At 57.9% G+C, this 23,141-nt stretch carries 20 protein-coding genes and 2 tRNA genes; 2 read left to right on the top strand and 20 right to left on the bottom strand.

The window, feature by feature from the left end; translation table 11 throughout:
* Nucleotides 1-69: 69 nt before the first annotated feature.
* The 15 genes from GYM67_RS04240 to GYM67_RS04170 all read right to left on the bottom strand — a co-directional run bounded on the left by GYM67_RS04240 (nucleotide 70) and on the right by GYM67_RS04170 (nucleotide 17,296).
* On the bottom strand, nucleotides 70-969 hold the full coding sequence (locus GYM67_RS04240) for a carbohydrate ABC transporter permease (RefSeq protein ID WP_220237266.1): 900 nt from the start codon (nucleotides 967-969) through the stop codon (nucleotides 70-72).
* A gap of 1 nt (nucleotide 970) precedes the next feature.
* The gene (locus tag GYM67_RS04235) at nucleotides 971-1,897 is read right to left on the bottom strand and encodes a carbohydrate ABC transporter permease (protein WP_220237265.1); all 927 of its coding nucleotides are present in this window, start codon (nucleotides 1,895-1,897) and stop codon (nucleotides 971-973) included.
* 61 nt (nucleotides 1,898-1,958) lie between these two features.
* Nucleotides 1,959-3,329, bottom strand: a complete 1,371-nt coding sequence (locus GYM67_RS04230) for an ABC transporter substrate-binding protein (RefSeq protein WP_258561572.1) — start codon at nucleotides 3,327-3,329, stop codon at nucleotides 1,959-1,961.
* A 74-nt stretch (nucleotides 3,330-3,403) separates the two neighbouring features.
* On the bottom strand, nucleotides 3,404-4,939 hold the full coding sequence (arfA, locus tag GYM67_RS04225; RefSeq protein ID WP_220237263.1) for an arabinosylfuranosidase ArfA: 1,536 nt from the start codon (nucleotides 4,937-4,939) through the stop codon (nucleotides 3,404-3,406).
* A gap of 476 nt (nucleotides 4,940-5,415) precedes the next feature.
* Nucleotides 5,416-5,488: transfer RNA gene (locus GYM67_RS04220), tRNA-Asn, on the bottom strand.
* Between the two features lie 78 nt (nucleotides 5,489-5,566).
* Nucleotides 5,567-6,610 (bottom strand): tRNA (adenosine(37)-N6)-threonylcarbamoyltransferase complex transferase subunit TsaD, encoded by a 1,044-nt coding sequence (tsaD, locus tag GYM67_RS04215; RefSeq protein ID WP_220237262.1) that lies wholly within the window; start codon nucleotides 6,608-6,610, stop codon nucleotides 5,567-5,569.
* Nucleotides 6,603-7,115: a ribosomal protein S18-alanine N-acetyltransferase gene (rimI, locus tag GYM67_RS04210; RefSeq protein WP_220237261.1), complete on the bottom strand. Its 513-nt coding sequence runs from the start codon at nucleotides 7,113-7,115 to the stop codon at nucleotides 6,603-6,605. Before rimI ends, tsaD begins: the two co-directional genes overlap by 8 nt.
* Nucleotides 7,112-7,900, bottom strand: coding sequence for a tRNA (adenosine(37)-N6)-threonylcarbamoyltransferase complex dimerization subunit type 1 TsaB (gene tsaB, locus GYM67_RS04205; RefSeq protein WP_220237260.1), 789 nt, complete (start codon nucleotides 7,898-7,900; stop codon nucleotides 7,112-7,114). Before tsaB ends, rimI begins: the two co-directional genes overlap by 4 nt.
* Entirely contained in the window at nucleotides 7,897-8,499 is a 603-nt protein-coding gene (gene tsaE, locus GYM67_RS04200) for a tRNA (adenosine(37)-N6)-threonylcarbamoyltransferase complex ATPase subunit type 1 TsaE (RefSeq protein WP_220237259.1), read from the bottom strand. Before tsaE ends, tsaB begins: the two co-directional genes overlap by 4 nt.
* The gene (gene holA, locus GYM67_RS04195; RefSeq protein WP_220237258.1) at nucleotides 8,496-9,473 is read right to left on the bottom strand and encodes a DNA polymerase III subunit delta; all 978 of its coding nucleotides are present in this window, start codon (nucleotides 9,471-9,473) and stop codon (nucleotides 8,496-8,498) included. The genes tsaE and holA overlap by 4 nt, the downstream gene beginning before the upstream one ends.
* Entirely contained in the window at nucleotides 9,470-10,990 is a 1,521-nt protein-coding gene (locus tag GYM67_RS04190) for a ComEC/Rec2 family competence protein (protein ID WP_220237257.1), read from the bottom strand. The genes holA and GYM67_RS04190 overlap by 4 nt, the downstream gene beginning before the upstream one ends.
* A gap of 710 nt (nucleotides 10,991-11,700) precedes the next feature.
* Complete coding sequence (locus GYM67_RS04185) at nucleotides 11,701-12,360, bottom strand: ComEA family DNA-binding protein (RefSeq protein ID WP_220237256.1); 660 nt, start codon at nucleotides 12,358-12,360, stop codon at nucleotides 11,701-11,703.
* A gap of 99 nt (nucleotides 12,361-12,459) precedes the next feature.
* The gene (gene leuS, locus GYM67_RS04180; RefSeq protein ID WP_220237255.1) at nucleotides 12,460-15,429 is read right to left on the bottom strand and encodes a leucine--tRNA ligase; all 2,970 of its coding nucleotides are present in this window, start codon (nucleotides 15,427-15,429) and stop codon (nucleotides 12,460-12,462) included.
* Nucleotides 15,430-15,504: 75 nt separating this feature from the next.
* Complete coding sequence (locus tag GYM67_RS04175) at nucleotides 15,505-16,335, bottom strand: glutamate ABC transporter substrate-binding protein (protein WP_220237254.1); 831 nt, start codon at nucleotides 16,333-16,335, stop codon at nucleotides 15,505-15,507.
* A 10-nt stretch (nucleotides 16,336-16,345) separates the two neighbouring features.
* Nucleotides 16,346-17,296: a magnesium transporter CorA family protein gene (locus GYM67_RS04170; RefSeq protein WP_220237402.1), complete on the bottom strand. Its 951-nt coding sequence runs from the start codon at nucleotides 17,294-17,296 to the stop codon at nucleotides 16,346-16,348.
* A 923-nt stretch (nucleotides 17,297-18,219) separates the two neighbouring features.
* On the opposite strand from GYM67_RS04170, the gene GYM67_RS04165 reads away from it, so the two are divergent.
* The gene (locus tag GYM67_RS04165) at nucleotides 18,220-18,432 is read left to right on the top strand and encodes a hypothetical protein (RefSeq protein WP_220237253.1); all 213 of its coding nucleotides are present in this window, start codon (nucleotides 18,220-18,222) and stop codon (nucleotides 18,430-18,432) included.
* A gap of 128 nt (nucleotides 18,433-18,560) precedes the next feature.
* On the opposite strand, the gene GYM67_RS04160 is transcribed toward GYM67_RS04165, so the two are convergent.
* From GYM67_RS04160 to GYM67_RS04145, 4 genes are all read right to left on the bottom strand, one after another.
* Nucleotides 18,561-18,854, bottom strand: a complete 294-nt coding sequence (locus GYM67_RS04160) for a hypothetical protein (protein WP_220237252.1) — start codon at nucleotides 18,852-18,854, stop codon at nucleotides 18,561-18,563.
* A gap of 776 nt (nucleotides 18,855-19,630) precedes the next feature.
* Complete coding sequence (locus GYM67_RS04155) at nucleotides 19,631-19,783, bottom strand: hypothetical protein (protein ID WP_220237251.1); 153 nt, start codon at nucleotides 19,781-19,783, stop codon at nucleotides 19,631-19,633.
* A gap of 66 nt (nucleotides 19,784-19,849) precedes the next feature.
* On the bottom strand, nucleotides 19,850-20,347 hold the full coding sequence (locus GYM67_RS04150; protein WP_220237250.1) for a DUF1287 domain-containing protein: 498 nt from the start codon (nucleotides 20,345-20,347) through the stop codon (nucleotides 19,850-19,852).
* A gap of 262 nt (nucleotides 20,348-20,609) precedes the next feature.
* On the bottom strand, nucleotides 20,610-21,635 hold the full coding sequence (locus GYM67_RS04145) for a D-2-hydroxyacid dehydrogenase (RefSeq protein ID WP_220237249.1): 1,026 nt from the start codon (nucleotides 21,633-21,635) through the stop codon (nucleotides 20,610-20,612).
* Nucleotides 21,636-21,847: 212 nt separating this feature from the next.
* Between GYM67_RS04145 and GYM67_RS04140 the strand changes: the two genes are divergently transcribed.
* Nucleotides 21,848-21,920: transfer RNA gene (locus GYM67_RS04140), tRNA-Ala, on the top strand.
* A 48-nt stretch (nucleotides 21,921-21,968) separates the two neighbouring features.
* Here the strand turns inward: GYM67_RS04140 and GYM67_RS04135 are convergent.
* Complete coding sequence (locus GYM67_RS04135) at nucleotides 21,969-23,141, bottom strand: tyrosine-type recombinase/integrase (RefSeq protein WP_220237248.1); 1,173 nt, start codon at nucleotides 23,139-23,141, stop codon at nucleotides 21,969-21,971.

The following is a 23,141-nucleotide window of genomic DNA, read 5'->3' as shown; positions in this document are numbered from 1 at the left end:
AACAACAATTCTATTTTCAGTTTATCTCAACAAAGAAGATACAGCCTAAACACCAGGCCCTTCCTTGAATCATGATTTGACCGATCCGGCCGTCAATCCTCCTACCCAGTACCTTTGCAGGAAGAGGAAAGCCAAGACCATGGGAATAATCGAGATGAAGGCTCCTGAAGTCACCAGATTCCAGACCTGTTCTGATGCTGCTCCGGCCTGGGATTTTGTCTGCCATTGGGTCAGTCCTACCGTGATCGGGAACAACTTTGGATTAGTGAGAACAACTTGGGGTAGGAAGAAGTTGTTCCAGGCACCCACGACGGACAGCAGAAAGACTGTAGTAATTGCTGGGATCATAATGGGCAGAGAAACTTGTGTGAAAGTTCTCAACTCGCCTGCCCCATCAACTCGAGCCGCCTCGATCATTTCATCGGGTAGGGATTGCATGCAGTAGATCCTCATCAGGTAAACACCCATCGGATTAAGCAGGGACGGCAAAAGCACAGCCCAAATGGTGTTGGTCATACCAATGTCAGACATCAGCAGGAACGTGGGTATCACCAAGGCTGTCGAAGGAATCATCAAAGCGCCGAGAACGATGTTGAAGTATAGATTTCGTCCACGGAATCTGAACTTGGAAAAACCATACCCGGCCATAACCGCCACTACCGTGGCGCCGAATCCTCCTACAAGAGCATAAAGGAAGGAGTTGAAAATCCAGCGCCAGTAAATGCCATCCTGATAGGTCGTAAGCTGGCTGATGTTCTTCCACAGGTCAAAATTCTTGTCGAACCACATAGAGCCATGGGCGCCGAAGAACAATCCAGAGTTCGACTTTGTGGAGGCAACGATCAGCCACCATACAGGCAGGAGGAAATAGACCATGGCCAATATCAGTACTACATACACAAAAACGCTGGTATTCCCCTGGACGCGCTTGGCACTTCTGCGAACGCCACTTGTTCTTGTGGCTGACATGTCAGTCCTCCAATCCAGACTGATGACGAGTCAGTCTCATGAACAAAACGCTGAATATCACTACGACCAATCCCAGAGCAAACGAAACCGTGGCAGAGTAATTAGTCTGGTTGTAATTGAAAGCAAGAGCTTGCGCATACATATTGGGCGTATACTCCGGCGGTATTACCGTTGGCGCCTGATTGCGCAGAATGGTGGGTTCGGTATAGAACTGCAAGGTGCCGATAAGGGAAAAGATGGTCACCATGACCAACGATCCTGACACCATCGGAACCTTGATTCTTGTAGCGATCTTCAGTTCAGAAGCCCCATCTATTCTGGCCGACTCATAAAGCTCATGCGGAATGGACTGCAAGGCCGAGTACAGAATTACCATGTAGTACCCCGTCCATTGCCAAGTCACGACATTGACCAATGAACCGAAGATGCCATTGGCGGTGAGGAATCCAGGAGTCTGCATTCCGAACAGCCCAAATATGGTAGTAAACGGACCCATATTCTTGGAGTACATAAATCCCCACATCAAGGCACCAATAACACCAGGAATCGCATAGGGCAGGAAGATAACCAGGCGAGAGACCGAAGCAAACCTGTTTTTAAAAGAGTCCAGGAGCAGCGCGAATATCAGCGCCAGACCCAATTGGATCGGAACCATGACAACGGTGTAGAGAATGACGCGCCCCATACCGACCAGGAATATCGAGTCAGTAAAAACGCGCTGATAATTGGCGAACCCCGAGAAGGACTCCCCGTTGACCTGTGTATAAGTAAACAATGATACATAGAATGCGTAAGCAAGCGGTATCACAAGAAACAGCAGAAAGATGACCCCAAAGGGAGCCGTGAAGAACCATCCCCACATTGCCCTATGACTGTTGCCGACATTGGCTTTCGTCTTTCTCGGCTTGACCATTGCGTTCGAAGCCATTTCAGAACCTCCTAAAAAGGAGGGACACCGATTACGACATCCCTCCAATTAAAATGAGCAGTCACTCTATGGTGAAACCTTGCTGCTTGGCATAATTGTTCAGCTTGGTTTCCAGAGCCTTCAGGGTCTCCTCGCAATCATTGCCTTTCTTGACAATTGCAGAGAAGGACTTGGTCTGTTCGTCATAGGCATAAGTCTGGAAGGGCAGGAACTCGTCGCCTTTCCAAGCATTAGCCACTGGAATAGTGACTTCATTAGGCTTTTGGTTGCCCAAAAATGGCTCTTGCATGTTCTTGAAAGCGTCCGATGCGAGCTGCTTCTTCCAAGATGGGAACAATGCGCCATCGGTGACACCGATATGCTGTGCTGTATCTGAGTCGAACAGATCGTGAGCAACATTGGCCGCTGCTTTGGTGTCTTTTGCTTGATCAGTTACAGCCCAAGCGGATCCTCCCTGGTTGACCTGAGGCGTGGAGTCATCCCAAACCGGTGCCTTATAGATCCTGAAATTCCCGCTTGAAGAATTGTCCAAGCCCTTGATGTAACCAGTCAGCCAGGAAGCCTGAACATAGGCGGCATACTTGCCGGAAATCATATTGTTGTTCCAGTCGGTCGTATTGGCGTCCGTGGTGTCGACCAGGCCCTCTTTGACCAGGTTCTGCCAGTACTTTAGAACCTTCTGCACGCCTGGGGCATCCAATTTAATGCCTACCTTGTCAGGCGTCTTTGACGAATACTTGTACACTTTCTCTCCAGCCTGAGCAAAGAGCGCAGGATTGACAGCAGTGCCGTTAGGAGCCCAATCGCTCAGGAATCCGTCGAAACCGGCAGCTTTAAGATCCTTGCCTGCCTGCTCGAATTCCTTCCAGGTGGTTGGAACTTTGACGTGGTATTTATCGAAGATGTCCTGACGCACATACATGACGAAGGGGCCAAGATCGACAGGAACGCCATAAACGGAGTTGCCGCCGCCCATGCTCACGCTCTTCCAGGCGCCTTCCGTGTACTCCTGCTTGTGATCATTCATGCCATACTTGCTAAGGTCAACCAGATGCTTCTGAACCCCCGCGACGAATTGCGGCATTGCTTCATATTCAAGCTGGATGATGTCAGGACCGCCGGACTTGGCCTTTATAGCATTATTGAATTTGGTGTATTCAGGACTTCCCTGTCCAGCGTTCGTCCAGCACACTTGAATATCATCGTGGTTCTCGTTGTAGTCATCGACTACTTTCTGAATGGCCGGATACCAGGCCCACACGGTGACCTTTTCTGCATTCGGCTTCTTAACCTTGTTCTGGCATTGTGCATTGGCATTCGCAGTTTTATCGCTGTGCTCAGCCTGACTTTCACTCTTGGCTCCTCCGCGGCCGCCACAGGCAGCCATGGAAATCGCCAAGACTCCCGAGAGCGCGGCTGCGATGATTCTCACAGTTCTCCTCATTATTTCTCCTTTGAATATATGTGGAAATGAATATATATATGGAAAGCAACAATTTGCAATTATCAATCTATGTGAATAGCCGTCCACGAAACCGGAGGAAGCATGATACTCAGTTTGCCGTTCTCAAGGGTAAAGTCTTTACGCGTCCGCAAACCGACACGCTCGGGATCCCCAAGCGTATTGCGAGCAGCAATATCTTCATCATGGAGGCTCTGAACAACCACTTTTTCAGCTTTATAGAGTCCGGAAAGGTCGGAGCAATACTCCACGCTCCGATCAAGGCAGCGGTTGACAACGAAAACTGTCAGCGAACCATCGGCTCCTCTGACCGCCACAGAGTCCGTCATCGGCACATCGCCATATTGACTGGTTTTGCATGCGTCAGAATCTTCCTGAGAGGGCAGCACACTGCCACCCTTTGCGTATTTGGCAGTCAGGGCAAACGGGAAGAAAATGGTTTGTCTCCAAGCAGGACCACCGGGCTCTGTCATGATTGGAGCAATGACGTTGACCAGCTGAGCCAGACTGGCGGCATGAACGATATCGGCATTTCTGAGCAGGGTGATCAGCAGGTCGCCAAACACCACTGCATCAGCAACCGAATATATATCTTCTAGAAGTCTGGAACCTTGAGGCCAGTTGCCTATACCTACTGGAGACTTACTCGGTTCCGCATCCTGATACCAAACATTCCATTCATCGAAAGATATATAGACCTTGTGCTTGCTCTTAAGTCTGCCACGAACCGCCGCTATGACTGAGGCTACATCGCGGATGAACCCATCCATATCGACGCCGGAAGCCAAGAAGCTGGCCATATCGCGATTGTGCGGCTCATAATACGCGTGGCAGGAAATGAAATTAATCTGATCGTAGGCTTCCTCCAGTACAGTGCGTTCCCATTCACCAAAGGTAGGCATACTGTGCGAAGAAGAGCCGCAGGCCACCAACTCTAGATCGGGGTCGACCATGCGCATCGCTGTTGCAGTCTGAGTAACCAGTCTGGCGTATTCATGGGCAGTCTTGTGACCGATCTGCCAAGTACCATCCATTTCATTGCCTAAGCACCACATCCGAATTCCGAACGGCTGCTCACGGCCATTACGTCGACGCGTGTCGGACAAAGCCGTGCCATAAGGAACATTGGCGTATTCAAGTAGATCAAGTGCCTCTTGAATACCCCGTGTACCAAGATTGACTGCCTCCATGAGCTCGTTGCCGCCCAGCTCGTCCAGCCAATCCGCCATCTCATGAAGACCGAATTCATTGCTTTCGCCCGAATGCCAGGCCAGATCAATGCGCTTAGGACGTTCAGAACGCGGTCCGACACCATCCTCCCAGCGATAGCCGGATACAAAATTCCCGCCGGGATAGCGGATAGCAGTGACGCCAAGCTCCTTTACCAAATCAATGACATCGTGTCTGAATCCCGCCTTGTCTGCAGTCGGATGATCAGGTTCGTAGATGCCTGTATAGATACCACGACCCAGATGCTCGACGAACGAGCCGAAAACGCGTTCATTGATGGGAATGGGCCTTGTCCGCGTGTCCAGAATCAGATGCGCTTTTCCAGGCTTTGATTGCTTCCGTTCTTCCATGGATCTGGTCTCCTTTCCCCTGCCTTTTGAATCCATCAGCAGTGCAGGGTGTCACCTTTTGAGTACAACGTTGTTTTCACTATGAAATATGCATAAGAACCATTTCTTTGCCTCGCTTTTTTCGTGCAGCCCTGCACATCACTGACTACACTATACAACAAAAAGAAAGGGCCGAATCAACAATACATACAACGTTGTTCTAATTTGACTGAAAAAACGCGCAACACGCATTCGCAGCAACACGATGTCTTAGGGATTTGTAGGGTCTTATGACTGGTATATATAGGCACAGCCCAAAGCCGACTTTCTGCACACGGGGTCAAAGAAACACATAGAGAGACAGAGTCTCGACCATCTCCTATCAGGCACTCAGTCGAAACTAATAGACTGGCCCATTGCAAGGCAGGCCTCTTCACCGCGGATAGCACCAATAGGGCTCACATAAAGAAAACCGCCGGAGAACCGGCGGTTGAGAGCTCCCGCAGCTGGGCTTGAACCAGCGACATTTCGATTAACAGTCGAACGCTCTGCCAACTGAGCTATGCGGGAATGTCCCGTTCAACTCTCGCTGAACACAATTACCATACTATAGTCAGGACCTCCGTATCCGACAAATTGGCGTGTCGATTACATGAGGATCCTGTCCATGGGCATGGCTGAATCAATGGAGAAGTCAGGCGCAGAGGGGGCCAGGCCAGCCTGAACCAGATTGACGCCCAGCATGGCCACCATGGCGCCGTTGTCCGTGCACAGGTTGATCTTCGGAATGCGGATCTTGATGCCCTCCTGGTCGCCGAACTCCTGAAGCTTGCCGCGCAGCTGAGAATTGGCTGAGAACCCGCCGCCGACAATCAAGGTATCCGTGTCGAACCTGTGGCAGGCGGCCATGGCCTTACGGGATAGGACAGTGGCCACGGAATCCGCCAGGGAGGCGCAGACATCTTCCACGGGAATGTCGAGCCCCGCCTGCTGTCTGCGTTCGACCCATCGAGCCACGGCGGTCTTGACCCCGGAGAAGCTGAAGTCGTAAGGATGTTCGACCCCGGCCCGACCCTTGGTCAGCCCCTGGGGCACGGCGATGGCTTGAGGGTCGCCCAGACGGGCATGGTGGTCGATGTGGGGACCTCCAGGATAGGGGAAGCCAAGCAGGCGTGCAATCTTGTCGAAGCACTCCCCTGCCGCGTCGTCCAGGGTGGTGCCCACCACCTGAACCGATCGCGCCAGGTCATCCACATGCAGCAGCGAGGTGTGGCCGCCTGAGACGATCAGGGCCAGGGCATTCTGAGGGAAGGGACCGAACTGGAGCTGAGTGACCGCTATGTGTCCGATGACATGGTTGATGCCGTACAAGGGTTTTTTCGCCGCCCAAGCCAGCGCCTTGGCACCGGAAACGCCTACGGCCAGGCAACCAGCCAGTCCCGGGCCAGCTGAGACCGCTATGGCATCCACCTGAGACAGGTCCATATCCGCATCCTTCAGGGCCTTGGAGACTACCGGTACAAAGGATTCAGCATGTGCTCGCGAAGCGATCTCAGGGATGACGCCCCCATAGCGGGCATGCTCGTTCATGGAGGATGCCACCACGTTGGACAGCAGCCTGTTGCCCTGAACCAGGGCGGCCGCTGTCTCATCGCAGGTGGATTCGATGCCAAGCACCAGAGGCTCACTCATGGTCAATAATCCTTTCCTGTCCTTCTGAAAGCTCGCTTCTGACAGAACCCACCGGACCAGGCCCGGCCGAGCTTAAAGGTCTGGTCATCGCCCAGGCATCCACGCCTTCAGGCTGATAATAGCCTTTGCATAAGCCCGTCTGCGAGAAGCCGAAGTCCTCATATAGGTGAATGGCCGCGCGGTTGTCTACCCGCACCTCAAGGTTCATGCGCTGCAGACCCTGGCGATCGGCACCAGCAATCAGCTTGGCCAGCAGGGATCCTGCAATGCCGCGATTCCGGGCTTCCGGCAGCACCCCGATGGTCATCAGCTCGGCATCCCGTTCGCCAGGCCAATACCCTCCGTAGCCTAGGATGCCGCCCTGGTCTTCCCATACCAGGTAGGTGCGCGAGGGCGCAGACAACTCAAACCACAGCGCCTGCCGACTCCAGGCCTCATCATCGAAGACGCGCGCCTCCAGGTCGACCAGCTGGTCCAGGTCCTCCAAGGCCGCCCTGCGAATCATGACTGAACTGCTACGTGCTTAAGCGGATTGGGCACCGAGACGTCCGGTCGACGGAGGTAAAGCGGCTCCACGGGGTCGATCAGTCCCTGCTGGGCACGTCGGCATGCACAAGCCGCCATCAGACCTGTCCCCCGATTCCTATCCTCCAGGAAGGATCCTACGTCCAGCACCACCCGTATATCCGGATGCTTACCCAGACGCTCCCACTGGTCAGCGTAGCGACCGGCTCCGTGGCCGCTAATGACCAGAGTGGCAGGGCCCTGGTCCAGGGACTCCTGCTCTTCTGTGATGGCCGTAATTGTCTCACAGATAGCTGCTGGATAGTCGATGCTCATTTCGATCAGCGGTCGGGCCGGGGCTTCCGGGTCTCCAAAGTCATCAAAGAGACGGTAGTAGAGCTGCCGACGTCGAGCATCGTTGACAGCCAGAACCAGGAGCCGGGTATGGTCTTTGACCTGCTGCTTGAACCGGCTATAGGCATAGCGGGCCTGCGGCTCCAGGATGTCCTGTCCCAGCAGACGGGCGCCGGTGGCAAACGCCAGGGCTTTGGCGGTGACAATGCCTGACCGCAGACCGGTGAAAGGCGCAGGGCCCAGTCCCACCACGATGGTCTTCAAATCGTCTGCAGACAGCCCGGCCTGATCCATGACCTTGGCGATATTGACCTGGAGGCGTTCCACGTGCGAGCGCGAGTCGGTTTCGATGCAAGACTCCCGTTCGGGCAGCCCAACAGTCGAGCCATATGAGGTATCGATCACCAAAAGGGGCGTATCGGTCCCGCTCATGCAGTCATCGCCTTTCTCATCTTCTCCAGTCTGGTGGCCCATGAAGGACCCACCCCACGCAGACGTACCATACGCTGACCCTGGGAGCTGGGTGGCGCGTCAAGATCTTCCCGGGGATCCACAGGTCGGTCGATGGTTACTTCCAGGCGTTGATCGGCCAGGGCAGAGGCCATCTGCTCGCCCCATTCCATCAGGATGATGGTCCTTTGGCCCGGGTCTTCCAATTCCTCATCCAGACCAAGGGACTCCAGCTCGTCAAGGAGCCGATCCACGGCATCCTCACCGGGCAGATAGCCCTGCCCTCCCAACCGATAGGCGTCCACGTGGATCAGGGTGACCGGCGAGCCGTCTGACAAATGGCCATGCAACTCTCTTGCGATGGTAAACGTGGGAGAGACCACAGGGCCGTCCACTCCGAGTCCGATGCCCAGCCCCTGGGCCAGCGTGGTCTTGCCCGCCCCCAAGGGTCCAGACAGGAGGATCACGTCCCCGCCATGTAGGTACGAGGCCAGACTTCTACCCAGACGTTGCATGTCCTCGTCCGTGGGAACGACCAGTTCAAATCCATCCTGTGGCCCGGTGCTGTCCTGCAGTCTCATGCCAATGTCCTTCCCTTGGCGGCAATCAACTCCACTGCCCGTTCCAGAGCATAGCGGGCATCTCCGCTGCTGGTTTTGCTGATCTCATCAGCCTGGGCCAAGGCCTCGATGCAGACCGCCAGACCGGAGGAGGTCCATCCACGCAGCTGCCTCTTGGCCTCCCGCAACTGCCAGTAGGCGGCCTTGGCCTCGGCTGTGGTGATGGATCCCGACTCGATGGCCGCCTCCTTGCCCAGCGTGCGCAGCTTCAGGGCCAATACTCCGATAAGGGATACTGGTTCGTTACCCTGCTCCAGAGCTGAGCGCAAGGCGACGACAGCTTGTGCAGGCCTGCCAGCAAGAGCCCTGTCCGCCACGGCGAATCCAGATACAGCAGGGTTATCAGTCAAATACCGGTTGACGATCTCCAAGGTCATGGGATCCTGGTCAAAATCGAAGCAGAGCTGGGAACACATGGCGGCCAGTTCCGGAATGCGCTCGCCCAGGACATCCACCAGGCGCTGGGCCGCCCGTGGCTGAATGCGACGCTGGTGGGCCTTGAATTGCCCATAAACGAAGTCGACCTTGTCGTCGAACTTCTTCAGATCCGGTATATGCTCTATGACTGCTCCGGCCTGTGCCATCTGGTCCAGAAGCCTGCGACCCCGGTTGCCCCCGTCATGGCGCGCGATGACAATGCTGGATTCGGATTCTGCGGGCTCGCGGCAGAAATCCACTAAGGCCTGGGCCAAGGCCTCATCGGCCGCCTGCAGATCATCCAGAAGGACCACGGCTGTCTGGCTGAGCAGGGAGGGGCCAACCGCCTCTTGAAAGGTGTAAGCGTCGCAGTCTGCCGCATCCATCTCTATGTATTCGCTGTCCGGATGAGCGGCACATGCCTGTGCGCACAGCTCCTTGACGCGCTGCCCGTTGAAGAAGGGGTCGCCGCCGACCACCAGATGGACGGAAGGGTTCTCCTGCTGAGCTTTGGTCATGACTCAAATCTCCCTTCATCACTGGACATTAACCTCGATCGTTTTCTGAAGACCAACTGGGCTAGAAGGCCATTGGTCTGCCGCAGCCAGCCCTTGAGCGACCCCCAAGCCGATGGCCGAAAGGGGACCCCCGAATCCTCGTCTGTCACAGCCGACCATGAATGGTCCCGCATCTGAGCGCGGATGAGTCGAATCAGCCGATGATCGATCACAGCCATGAGACCCAGACCAAGCAGGCAGGCACTGCCAACTGGCCCAGGCGGCCAGGCCGCTGGAGCAGCCGCCTCACCCAGCCACGTGGCGGCAAAAGCCATGACTGCAGTACCCAGGGAGGTCAGTCGGGCCAGCAAGAGCCCCAATGGGGGCCAGAGCCAGGAGGTGAGCAGGGCCAGCAGACCGGTCACAGTCGCAGCGTCGACCACAGGAGTGACCAGCAGGTTGGCCAGTGGGGCCAGCAGAGGCAGTCCGGGACTCATCAGCACCTGCACGGGAAGAGTCCCAGCCTGAGCGCACAGGGTCGTGGCCAATGGACGTGCCAGCAATGCCGGAAGATGGTCTTCAAGGAGGGCCGTCAACCACCGGTTGCCCAGGCCGATGCCCAGCACGGCACCACAGGATAGCGCAAAGCCGAAGCTTGCAGCCATGGAAGGCCGCAGAATTAGTACCAGCAGGACGCACCAGGACAGCGTGTTCAACGACTGGGCAGGCCTGCAAGCAGCCAGAGCCAATGCCGAAAGGAGCCCCATAGCCTGAGCTCGCAAGACTGAATCCCCGGGGACCATCAGCATACCCAGACCCAGATAGGCTACAGACAAAACCAAGGCCATCAGCAAGGGCGGCGAGCGTAGGGCCCGCATGATCAAAACCAGCAACGAGGCCAGGATCATAAAGTGCCCGCCGGAGACAGCCATTAGATGAAGGATGCCTGATGTCCGGAAATCCTGGGTCAGACGGGCGGCATATGCGGGTTCCACTGCCGGCCTGCCCAGCGAACCACCCGACCCGGGCAGGACCTGGTTACCCAGGATGCCCATGGTCAATCCCGGTACCAGGATCCGCCCCTGGTCGTCCAGCCTGCTGGTCTGTTCGAGAAAGGCTCCTTGCATGCGAGCGATCAATCGCCTACAAAGTCCTGGCGGTCTGACCTCTTTTATGCGGCTTTCCACAGCCAGCCAAGGCATAGGACGGCCGTAAGCGGAGCGCTCCAAGAGACCTCGTGCGCGATACTGTCCGCCCTGCCGCAGCAGGCATGACCGGCCACGGCCAAAGAGCAAGATCCGTTCATCAGAGGGCATGCGCACCCTAGCCACAGTCACCCATTGCAACTTGAATTCCGCCTGGCAGTCCCAGCCTCGACGAGAGGATGAGCTCATAAGTCCCACACCTTTGCCACGCACTTCGGCCAGCGCCTTCCCCTGACGGATCTGACGGGCTGCCGGCCCGCCACGCACTGTCTCATGACCAACTGCGGCGGCAGTTGCCACAGCCAAAGCTACTGCAGCCAGTACGGCCAGCATCGGTAGCCTCCGAGGACCAAACCAAGCGGACGTCAACGTTGACGAGACAGAAATAGACATAGAAGAAGAGCGGAACGAGGAGGATCTACGAGCGGAATAGCGCCTGAGGACAGCATACAAGCGATGATCTGAAAACCGGCGCAACCAATGAAACCGACTATTCCAATGAGTCGCGTTCACATGACTGGTGTTCCTGGTGTCCAAATAGCCGGTGTCTATAGTGTTCGTAGTATCCACGCAGGGTGTATGCCTATGGTCTTTGCTCCAACGACTTTTGCCCCAATTATTCCTGTTCCCAAGACGCGTGCACACTCGGGGCAGATGGTTCCGTCTCCATGAGCGATGGAGCCGACGAAATACCCGACTCCTGCAATCGGGGTCCTCTGCGGCGACCAAGCGGACGAATTTGGTGGCAAGCAGGAGCATTGTAAGGAGTAATGGAAGAGCCAGGACGAGCGGCATCAGCCAGACCGTCGTACCCGTGCCTCCACCGGCCATGCAGCCTCTGGATTCCCCCACGGACTTGGCCCAGTCGCCGCCCTTGGCTGATCCTGCCGCCGATCCGCCCATGCTCCGGTCCAGCAGCCAAGGGACCAGCAGGGCAACCGCCCAAGCCAGACAAGCAGCAGGTAGCATCCGAAGATTGCGGCTGCCGTTCTCCCGGTCAGTTGCATCGTAGACCCCATCGTGAACTCTTGAATGACCTGCTATCATTGCGCCACCAGATATGGGCGTAATCGGGCCAGGGTCTTGGCGCCGATGCCAGAAACATCCAGAAGCTGGTCTACTGAGGTGTAGCGGCCGCCAATGGCGCGCCGATGCTCCAGTATTTTTGCTGCCGTGACCGGACCGATCCCTTTGACGTTTTCCAGATCCTGTTGGCTGGCGGCATTGATGTTCACACGTCCTGCCTGATCGACCTTCCCCGTGCCGGCACTTGAGGCCGCGACAGCAGGGGCATTGTCGACTCTGTCAGCATCTTGGGCGGAGCCTGAGACTGGATCAGCCTGCTCGCCGCCTACCTCACCCTGAGTATCACGGCTGCGGTCTTTTCCAGAAGCATGCTTGCCTCGATGTGCCGCACTGTTTGCATCGCTGTTCACCTGAGCCGACGACCTAGTCCCAGATTCATCTACTCCCCCAGCCAGCACCCGTCCCTGCTGGGCAAGCAGGGTCAGACTGACCGCGAGGGCCGCCACCAGAATGAGGATGGCTGTCAAGGCCTGAAGCGGCGTAAACGACCAGACGGGCCTATCCCGTCGAACCTGGGAGTTGGCCTTGCCTTCGGCTGACCGCTCCGACCGAATTGATTGATTCAAGGCCAGAGCCTGCAGGGGCGGCGCCGGCGGCTGGGTGATGTTGATGCTCATGGGCCCAGCATGGCATGAAAAGCCCCCCGATATGTGGTCGAGGGGCTATGTGGTCGAAGATCATCGCCTGTCCACAGCCTGGCTGCGGGCAACGCAGAATCAGGCTGGCACGACCGAAACGATCTTGGGCGCCTTGACGATGACCTTCCGCGGCTCCTTGCCGCCCAGCCGCTCCTGAACGGCGGGCAGGGACAAGGCCAAGGTCTTGAGCTGGTCGGGCGCGATGTCGGGGCTGACCTGCAGCTTGCCGCGGACCTTGCCCTTGACCTGGACCACGGCAGTGACTGTGTCCTCGCCAAGATAGCGATCATCCCAGGTCGGCCAGTGGGCATGCGCCAGGGACTCCTTGTGACCCAGCCGGCTCCAGAGCTCCTCGCAGATATGGGGGGCGATGGGAGAGAGCATGAGCACCAGTGGCTCAATGGCTGCCCTGGGCGTCGGATTTAGCCCGGTCAGATGGTTGTTGAGCACGATCATCCTGGCAATGGCTGTGTTGGGCCGCATGGCCTCCATCTCCACCGTTACATCATGGATGGTGGTGTTGAGCAGCTTCAGGGTTTTCTGGTCGGGCTCTCCCTCGTCCAGGACCACTTCGCCGGTCTGCTCGTCCACCACATTGCGCCAAAGCCGTTGCAGGAAGCGCATGCCGCCCACCACGTTGCGTGTGTTCCAGGGCCTGGACTCGTCCAATGGGCCCATGCTCATCTCGTAAAGGCGGAAGGTGTCAGCCCCATAGGTGCGATACATGTCATCAGGGGTGATGATGTTCTTGAGGCTCTTGCCCATCTTGCCGAACTCGCGGTTGACCGGCTGCCCCTGCCAGGAGTAGCTGACCTTGCCGCCCTCCTCATGTTCTTCTACCTCGGCGGCCGGCACGTATTGGCCGCGCCGGTCCGTGTAGGCGTAGGCCTGGATCATCCCCTGGTTGAAGAGCTTGTGGAAGGGCTCCTTGGACGAGACGTATCCCAGATCGTAGAGGACCTTGTGCCAGAAGCGGGCATAGAGCAGGTGCAGGACCGCGTGCTCCACGCCGCCCACATAGAGGTCAACTCCGCCTGACTCTCCGGCCGTAGAGTTATGCTTGGGGCCCAGCCAGTAGTCGTATTCCTCCGGATCGACCATATGCTGATCGTCCTTAGGGTCGATGTAGCGCATGTAGTACCAGCAAGAACCAGCCCAGTTGGGCATGGTGTTGGTGTCCCTGTGGTAGACCTTGGGGCCGTCGCCCAGATCCAGGGTTACATTCACCCAGTCCTGGTTGCGGCTCAGTGGTGCCTCGGGGCTGGACTGGGCATCTTCGGGATCAAATGTCTTGGGCGAGTAGTCGGGTACATCCGGCAGGGCCACCGGCAGCTGGTCGTCAGGCAGCAGGTGGGGCAGGCCCTGGTCGTCATAGACCACCGGGAAGGGCTCGCCCCAATAGCGCTGCCTGGAGAAGAGCCAGTCACGCAGCCGGTAGGAGACCGTCCCATGGCCCACACCGGCCGACTCCAGCCATTCGGTTACCTTCTCGATGGCCTGATCAACCCGCAAGCCGTCCAAGCTGAGCTGGTCGCCAGCAGCCTGTGTGGCCCGGACCGAAGAGTTGACCACAATGCCGTCGTGAGAGACGAAAGGCGCCTTGCCTCGATAGCCATCCAGCGTCTGACCGGATTCAGGCAGCGGACTGACTGTATAGACGACGGGAAGACCGTACTTAACGGCGAAGTCATAATCGCGCTGATCGCCACCAGGCACAGCCATGATGGCTCCGGTGCCATAGTCCATCAGCACGTAGTCGGCAGTGAAGATGGGCAGCTTGGCCCCGGTAATGGGGTTGACCGCGTACAGGCCGGTAAAGAGGCCGGTCTTGGCTCCGCCTTCATCCACGCGATCCTTGGCGGTCTTGGCCTCGGCGGCCCTGCGATAGGCCTGCACGCCTTCCGCAGGATTGGCATAGCCGCCCTTCCACTGCTCAGGCACGTCCTCAGACCACTCCTGGGGCAGGTGCTGCAGCAGGTCATGCTCGGGCGAGACTACAGCGAAGGTGGCGCCAAAAAGCGTGTCGGGACGGGTGGTGTAAACCTCCATGATCTGATCGCCGTCAGGGCTGGGCACGGTGAAGTCCACTGATGCCCCGTGCGACTCCCCGATCCAATTGCGCTGCATGAGCTTGACCTTTTCCGGCCAGTCCAGAATGTCCAGATCCTCCAGAAGCCGGTGACCATAGGCGGTGATGCGCATGGACCACTGCTTGAGCTCACGCTGGTAGACCGGGTAGTTGCCGCGCTCGGAGCGCCCCTCCGCAGTCACCTCCTCGTTGGCCAAGACCGTGCCCAGTCCGGGGCACCAGTTGACCGGCGAGCGCGAGATGTAGGTCAGGCGGAAGTCGTTGAGCACCTCGGAGCGCTCAGCCTCGTCCAGGTCATCCCAGGAGGCATCAGCATGGCCAGGGATGGGCCTGCTCCCGGACTTGAAAGCCTCGACCAACTCGCTGATAGGCCTGGCCGAGCCCGTTCCCCCGTCCGCACGACGGTAGTCAGGGTCGTACCAGGACTCGTAGATGCGCGAGAAAATCCACTGGGTCCAGCGCACGTAGTCGGTATCGATGGTGGCGAAGGAGCGGCGGTCGTCGAAGCTGAGTCCCAGCCTGTGCAGCTGCCAGCGCATGTTGGCGATGTTCTGTTCGGTGGTGACCCGGGGGTGCTGGCCGGTCTGGACTGCATACTGCTCGGCGGGCAGGCCGAAGGCGTCGTAGCCCATGGCGTGCAGGACGTTCTCGCCCTTCATCCGGTGGTAACGACTGACCACGTCGGTGGCGATGTAGCCCAGGGGGTGGCCCACATGCAGGCCCTTGCCTGAAGGATAGGGGAACATGTCGATGACGAAGTAGGGACTGCGGCCTTCAGCGTGCTCCCCTTGGGCATCTGTCAAGTCGCCCTTGGTGTTGGCGGCCCAGAAGGTGCCCTCCTTGTCCCAGCGCTGCTGCCAGTGCTCCTCGATGGTTTGCGCCATGGCGGCATCGTAGCGGAATTGAGGCTGATCGGATTCCTGGGTCTGCTGATGATCCCTGTCTTCATTCGCGTTCATAAGGTGAATTATCGCCATTCACATGGACACGGCCGGGCCAGTGTCCAACATCCGTCGTCCTGGCGGGAGCCGTGCTCAGTGGTCGTCAGGCTGCAGGGCGCGAGCGGCGCCATCATTGGAGAAGCCGATTGACCTTGAGGCTCTACCCAGGGCGGCCCTGAAGGATCCGTCCCGCATCATCCTCTTCAGGGCCTGGTCAATGACGTTCACCAGTTCCGGATCCCCGTGGGGCACCCCGATGCCGTATCGTTCATGGGAGAAAGGCTTTCCCACTAGGCGCAGCTGACCGCCGCCGCGAACATGAGCCAGCCCGGCCAGGACAAAGTCGTCGCCGCTGGCTGCATCGGTGTCCCCGCTGAGCAGGGCCGTGATGCACTCAGGGAACTCCTCCCGCTCCTGGACCAGGGCTTGGGGAGCCAGCGAGCGCACCAGAGCCCCGGAGGTGGACCCCGCTGCCACGCAGACCCGCTTTTGGGCCAAGTCATCCACCCCGGCGATGTCGCTCTGAGTGCGGCGAACCAGCAGGTCCTGCGCCGCAGCCAGGTAAGGCCCGGCGAAATCCACCAGCCTCTGCCGATCCTGGGTAATGGAATAGCCGGCCACGACCATGTCCACCTTGCCCTGTTCGAGCATGCGCTCGCGGTCCGCAGGCTTCACCTGGCGGAAAACAATCTGCGACTCGGCGTATCCCAGCTCGTGGACCACGTACTGGGCCACATCCACATCCAGACCCCGGTACTGGCCGGACTGGGCAAATCCAAGGCCGGGCTGGTCGAAGGAGATGCCCACGCTGATCTTGGGCCCGATGGAACCCGCCCGGTAGCGATCCTCCTGGCGGCCGCACCCGCTCAGAGGCACCGCCATGACCAGCGCCACCAGGGCCGCCGCAATTCTGCGTGCAAACATGACCGGGCCCCTACTTGAACATTCTCGAGCGCGTCAGGAACCAGGTCACCAAGGCGGTCAGCAGGCCTGACAAAATCACCACGACCGCGAAGCCCCAGGGTTTGTCGGTGAAGGGCATGCCGAACATGCCCTGGTTGAAGTTCATGCCATACATGGAGAAAATCAGCGTGGGCACCGACAGGCTGATGGAGATGATGGTGAAGATCCTCATCACATTGTTGACGTTGTTGGAGACGATGGAGGCAAAGGCGTCGGTCATGTTCGAAAGCACGCTTGAGTAAATGTTGGCCATCTCAATGGCCTGCTTGTTCTCGGTGATCACATCGCCCAGGAGGTCCTCGTCGTCCGGGTAGCGCTTGATCCTCTCCAACCCGGTCAGCTTCTCCAGGACGATCTCATTGGACTTGAGGCTGGTGGCGAAGTAGACCAAGGTCTTGTTGAGCTCCAGCAGCATGAGGATCTCTCGGTTCTGCATGGAGTGACGCAGCTTGAGCTCCAGCCGGTCCGACTCGCGGTCAATGATGCGCAGGTAGCGCAAGTAGAGGGTGGCGTTGCGGTAGAGGATCTGCAGGATGAAGCGGGACTTCATGAAAGTGTTGAAACCCCGGATGGTGCCTTCCATAAAGGGGTGGAGCAGGACGGTGTCCTGCATGCAGACGGTGACAATCAGATCCTCGGTGACGATGATGGACAAAGGAATGGTCTCGTAGTAGTCCCGGCCGTCGCGCTCCTCGGCCCGGGGAATGTCGACGATGACCATGGTGTACTCGTCTTCCACGTCCACACGCGAGCGCTCCTCATCGTCCAAGGGAGCGCGCAGGTCAGCCAAGTCTATGCCAGTGGCCTGGGAGACGTTGGCCAGCTCGACATCGGTAGGCGCCGATAAGCATATCCATGAGCCCTTGGAAGCCTTGCCGATCTGCTCGATCTGCCCGTTCATGGTGCTGAATACTCTCATCATCGCCATCACCGCCTCTCGTGCTCGAACCTGGCCGACGTGTCTGGCCGAACCGATAGTAGCAGATAACCAGTTACCGCCGTGTCCAATTCCGCAGGATAGTCCCTGGTCATCCCCGCCATGGCTTCAGGACGGCGGGTTGGATTTCGGAGGCATCGTAGCGAAAAATCCTAGTGCCGAAATGATGGACCAAAGAGCTCAGCCAGTCGTTTTCTATGGCATATTGGCCCAAATCATGCAAGAGCAAAGGAACGCCCCCGCTACCCCTTATGCCGGAGGCCATCTTAATGTGTCGAGAGGTGTCAAAGACGGCGATGTCACCCAACTACCAGTGATCAGTCGCCGCAGTGCCGTGCAAATATCGATGACGAGCGTAGGCCAGCATTCCATTTTTGCTGTCGTTTATGGCTCGCTCATATCCCTCGCTCCTTCCTTTCCTCCCAGAAATCGTATGAGTTCTGTACTTCCGATCAGTCATAGACCGATTGACATCGCTGACCGTCATGATGCCGGAGTCGTCTTTTGATGGAGCCGAAGCTGCTCCGCCTGGTCACAATACCAGGGTAAATCCTAAAGCGGCCATCCTCTTTGAATGTGTGACAAAAACGCCAGCGACCGTTCGCCCTCCTGCTCGGACATTAATCAGAACAAAGTGTCGCCACGGGACCGGCACACCGGGTATGCACGAACGACGCGTCAGCGGGGAACACGCCGCCCCGACGCGGCCTTGAGAATACAAGGGCTTGGTGTCTGAAGACACCGAGCCCGAGACCGCATAGAGCCTGAATCAAGAGAACACCCGCTACTGTCGATAAAAATTCAGCGGCAAAGATATTATCTTTGATTACTAGTCGTCCTTATGCCTTCTCCCCCATAGATAGCCCAACAGGCTACCTACAAGTGTCGTGATGACGATAATCCAACCCATGTTAATTCCCTTTTATCAGCAATATTGTGAAATTTACCACCAAAAAGTTGATCCGCCTACAGCCACGACAGCAGCAAGTGCAGGATTTGCGCCAACCAGCGCCAGCACGGCTGCCCATGCGCCATCATGGATAAAAGACCTACGTGTAGGTTACAAGAAGGTAGCAGACATTGTTCCTGTAGCCGTATGGGACTGGCCCCTGCGCCTGTAGAAGAAGCTGCTGTTGCTGTGTGCTTCCGGCATCTTCTCGATACTTTCGGCTGCCTAATTAATAAGCTCAGTGAGTGACATGATTATCTGGACCCCGTTGAAATCATTGTATGACATTTCTCTGGAGTCTTAATTCATTGTTGCAGACAGTGTGCCTTGTCCTTCAACCGCTACAGAAGAAGCCTTAGTTCCGTGTAATTCACCGCCAAAGAAGATCGGTTTCAGACCACCGTAAGGGCTTTCCGCAGCTGCTGCGGATGCTGTCAATGGCGTCATAGCTAGGCATAGGAGCATCGCGAGTATAGAAAGAATAGAAGTTACTGTGACGGACCTCTTCATGGCCGCCCCTTCTCGTATGAGATTCCAGAACGCTGTAGAATCTACATTAAAGGCATTGAAAACAGCAAAGCTCGCAATATTCACTTGCAATTTCAAGCTGGCAGCAAACCTGAATTAGTCAAAATTCAATGATTTCATTTATGAAGAAAAGGTCGGTGCACGAAGGAATCGGCCCCATAGGCAAAAGACTGCGTTCGGCTATCTCCTTGCGTTGAACCAATCGGTCATTGCTGCCCAAGCGAGGACTACCACATAGGTAATCCAAGCCAGCTAGAGCAGCCACGGCAGCCACGCGGACTGTCGCCCGTCTGCACGGACAGTAATCAGAACAACGGCACGTCCTCGTCGCGTTGTTCGTTGAATCCGGAACGTAACCGGCGGCCCTTGCAAAGTCATGCTCACCGTGCGCATCAAGTGACGGAGCATCTCCAATGGCTCCGACAGATCGGAGTCTAGTCTCTTCGAGACCAATCTGAGAGATTTTCTCGCCTCGTCGGCGACCACCGAGGCGAACAGCTCCATGCGGGACCCGTCCTTCGACTCCGGAGTCGTCTTTAATGCCCAACCCGGTAGATTCACTGGTGGTGGCTTGGTTGGCTGATGAGGGCGAATTTACAAAAGGAGTGAAGCAGGACGGTGTTCTGCATGAATACGGTGACAACCAGATCCTCGGTGAGGATGATGGACAGAGCAATCGTCTCGCAGCAGCTCCCCGTCGCGCTCCCCGGTCCGTGGAATGCCGACGATGACCATGGTGCATTCATCCTCAACGTCCACACGCGAGCTCACCTCATCGTGCAAGGAGGCACGCAGGTCAGCCAAGTCTATGCCAGTGGACTAAGACGTTGACCAACTCAACATCAATAGATGCCGACAAGCATATCCATATAAGCCTTGGAAGCCTTGCTGATCTGCTCGAACCTGGCCGACGTGTCTGGCCGAACCGATAGTAGCAGATGACCAGTTACCGCCGTGTCCAATTCCGCAGGATAGTCCCTGGTCATCCCCGCCATGGCTTCAGGACGGCAGGTTGGATCTTGGAGGCATCGAAGCGAAAATGGCCAGTGACGGGGCGAGGCTCAGCGATCCCAGGTAGTCATTCTCCCTGGCGCGCTGGCCCATCTTGTGCAGAAGCAGGGGAATGCCCCGGCTATCCCCCTTCTATCAGAGGCAATGCCGATGTGCCAGGAGGCGTCGAAAATGACGATGTCGCCCTGCTGCCACTGGTCAGTTGCCGAAGTGTCGTTGGTCAGACGCTGGGCATGCCGGGACAGGAATACGCCGAGGACCTTGGTGCGCCTGAAGTCAATGTTCGGATCAGGTCTACTGATGACTCCGACATAGGCCACAGGAGACGAGGCAATGTCGGCGTCGACCATGGCCTTCAGATCATAGCCGACCTGCCGAAAGGCCCTCCAGATCCCGTCGGTGCAGGCGCCTCGGTCATCGGGCGGATAGCCACCCTGATAGTAGCCGCTGTCATAACGAGGATGGCGGAGTGCCTCCTGATGGGCTCCAGACACCATGGCCGTGTAGTCATCTACACCGTCGTGGTCATAGTCCACAGGAGAAGTCAAAAGCGGATGATCCGCAGTCTGCTCGGGAGAATACCCAGGAGGGCTGTTGGAAGCGGCCCGTGACCGTTGGCGGAGGAGCTTTCAGCTTGTCTGCCGGAATGGTTGTCTGAATGGCGACCAGGCCCGACACCCGTCAGTCTGCCAGCCAGGGCCAAGGAGCCCGCCGCAATCAACGCAAGCGCCAGCAGGAAGGTCGCCCACCGCAGAGCTGTCGTCCGCCGATGGCTGCGGCCGCTGCGGCTTTGCTCTGTCGGCATGGCGGTCATCTCATCCGGTTGCGCAGGGGCCTGCCATCCGTGAACCGGTGAAGATTATCCAGGCAGATTTCCAGAATCTTATCCACGTTGGATGCCAAGTGGGCTCCCCCGGCTACATGCGGGGTAAGCAGGCAGCGTGGCTGGCTCCAGAGCGGATGGTCTTCAGGCAGGGGCTCGGGTTCGGTCACATCCAGGCCTGCACCGAAAATGCCATCCTCATCCAAGGCCTGAGCCAAGGCCATGCAGTCCACGGCATCTCCCCTGCCCGCATTGATCAGCAGGGCGGTGGACTTCATCAAGTCAAGACGATGGCCATCGATGATGTGCCTGGTCTGCGGCGCTGAAGGTAGGGCCAGGGCCACTACATCCATCTCAGGCAGGAGGACATCCAGATCATCGAAACCGCCCAGTCGATCGAACCCATCCACCGGCTGGTCAGGATGGCGCCTGATGCCGGTGGTCCGAGCGCCTACAGACTTGGCCAGTCGAGCGAAAGAGGCTCCGATGTCCCCTGTGCCCAAGACCAGAACCTGGCAGCCACGGGGCGAAAGGACGGCCCCGCGAGGCTGCCAACGACCCATGCGCTGGTTGTCCCGGTAGCCCGGCAGGTCCTTCATCAGGGCCCACATCATGGCGAACATATGCTCGGAGACTGACTGACCGTAGGCGCCGGAGGCACTGGTCAGCACGGCATCCTGGGGCAGGACTCCCGGCTTCAGGTAGGCATCCACGCCCGCGCTGCTGGTCTGCAGCCAAATCAGGTTGCGACAGGCAGCCACCTGTTCGGCCGACGGATTGCCCAAAATGATTGTGGCCTCCGACCGGAAGGATTGAGGGACACCCATGGGCCACTGCATGCGCTGCCGCATGTCCGTACCGACGACGAACTCCTGACGAATGCCCGGTGCTGCCCGAAGGAATTCCTGTTGCTCTCCCTGATCCAAGGGCAGGCAGTTGATGATGAGCTGGTCCCCGGGATGATCCTTGCTCTGCTTTTCAGCCTGCACTTCGGCATCATTTTTGCCTGTCATGACCCGCCGCCTTTCAGTTGCCGCCGACCCCTTTGGTCGCCCCTTGCCCTCATGCTAGCGCACTTGCAAGCTCATGAATGACCCAAAACCATTCGAGGATATAATCCATCAAATAGCTCAAAATCCCTGTAATTCCGGGGCAACACACTGAGTTGCTCCATTCGCCAATCCCGGTGTACTATAAGCAAGGCTTCACCAAGCAAGGCAAGTACGGGGCTATGGCGCAGCTGGTAGCGCGTCTCCATGGCATGGAGAAGGTCGGGGGTTCGAATCCCCCTAGCTCCACGATTAATCCCGGTCCGAAAGGGCCGGGATTTCAACGTTCAGGACACATCACGCAACCTGCGAAACAGATTTTGAGCGCACTTTGAGCGCACTTTGCAGCAGCAGCTCGTTCATCGACTCCCCCACCGAATCCAGGTCCTCGTCGAACAGATCCGCATACACATCCAGGGTCATCGCGGCCGACGTGTGCCCCAGCTGCCGCTGGATGGCCTTCACGTTCGCCCCGCTCTTGACCATCAGGCTGGCCGCCGTGTGCCGCAGGTCATGGATGGTCATCCGCTCCAACCCGGCCGCATCGCACGCACGGGCGAACCACTTGCCGCCATCCTTCGGCGACACCGACTTCACGTAGCCATGGAAGCTCCCCGTGAACAACAGCTCGTCAGTACCGCGCCCGCCGATCAGCCGGTGCAGCCTGTCGTCGAGGACGGCGGGGAACACCACGCTGCGCTCGCTGCCGGTCTTGGGCACGTCCACCTCCATCCTGCCGTCGACTTCCGTTGCGGACACCCTGACCTGCATGCGGTGCCGGCGGAAGTCCACCAGGCCTATGCGCATGCCGATGCACTCGCCCCACCTCATGCCGGTGGTCCCGAGCACGAGCACCAGCACTGAGCGCTGGAAGCGCTCATGGTCGGCGTTCCTGTTCCTGCCTGGTATCAGGCAGGCGTCCGAAAGGGCGTACAACTGCCGCTCAGTGAGGTAAATGTGGGGTTTGCGCCGGCGCTTCGGCAGGGTCACCCCGCGGGCCGGATTCTCGGCGAGCAGCCTGTCAGCCTTCGCATCGTCCAGTATGCCGGCGAGGATGCCGTATGCCCGGATGACGACGCTGGCGCTCTTCGGCCGGCCCTCGTCGCCCGTGGACAGGCCGGCCACCCACCGCTGTATCTCGCTGCGTTTGATGGAGCGGATGGAGCGTTTCGCCCACCTGGGCTCCACATGCACTTTCCACGCCGTCTCAAGCGTGTAGTAGTAGCTGGCCTTGACCGCTATCCTCTTCTTCGCCAGCCACGCGGGTGCCAGCTCCCCCACCGTCCTGCGCCCTTTGGAGACATCCACGAAAGTGCCGTCGTTGAGCTGTGTCTCCAGTTTGGCTGCGAACAGCTCCGCGTCCTTCTTGCGCGTGAACCCCCGCTTGATGGTGGGCCTGTGGTCCGGGGTCCGATACCGGACCATGTACCGCCGGCCCTTGGCCGTCTCGTACGCGCTCACACTCGCCAT

Source organism: Bifidobacterium asteroides, from assembly GCF_019469425.1.
Taxonomy (GTDB): Bacteria; Actinomycetota; Actinomycetes; order Actinomycetales; family Bifidobacteriaceae; genus Bombiscardovia; species Bombiscardovia asteroides_I.
The sequence above is the reverse complement of the archived record's forward strand: the minus strand, read 5'-3'. Positions and strand labels throughout refer to the sequence as shown.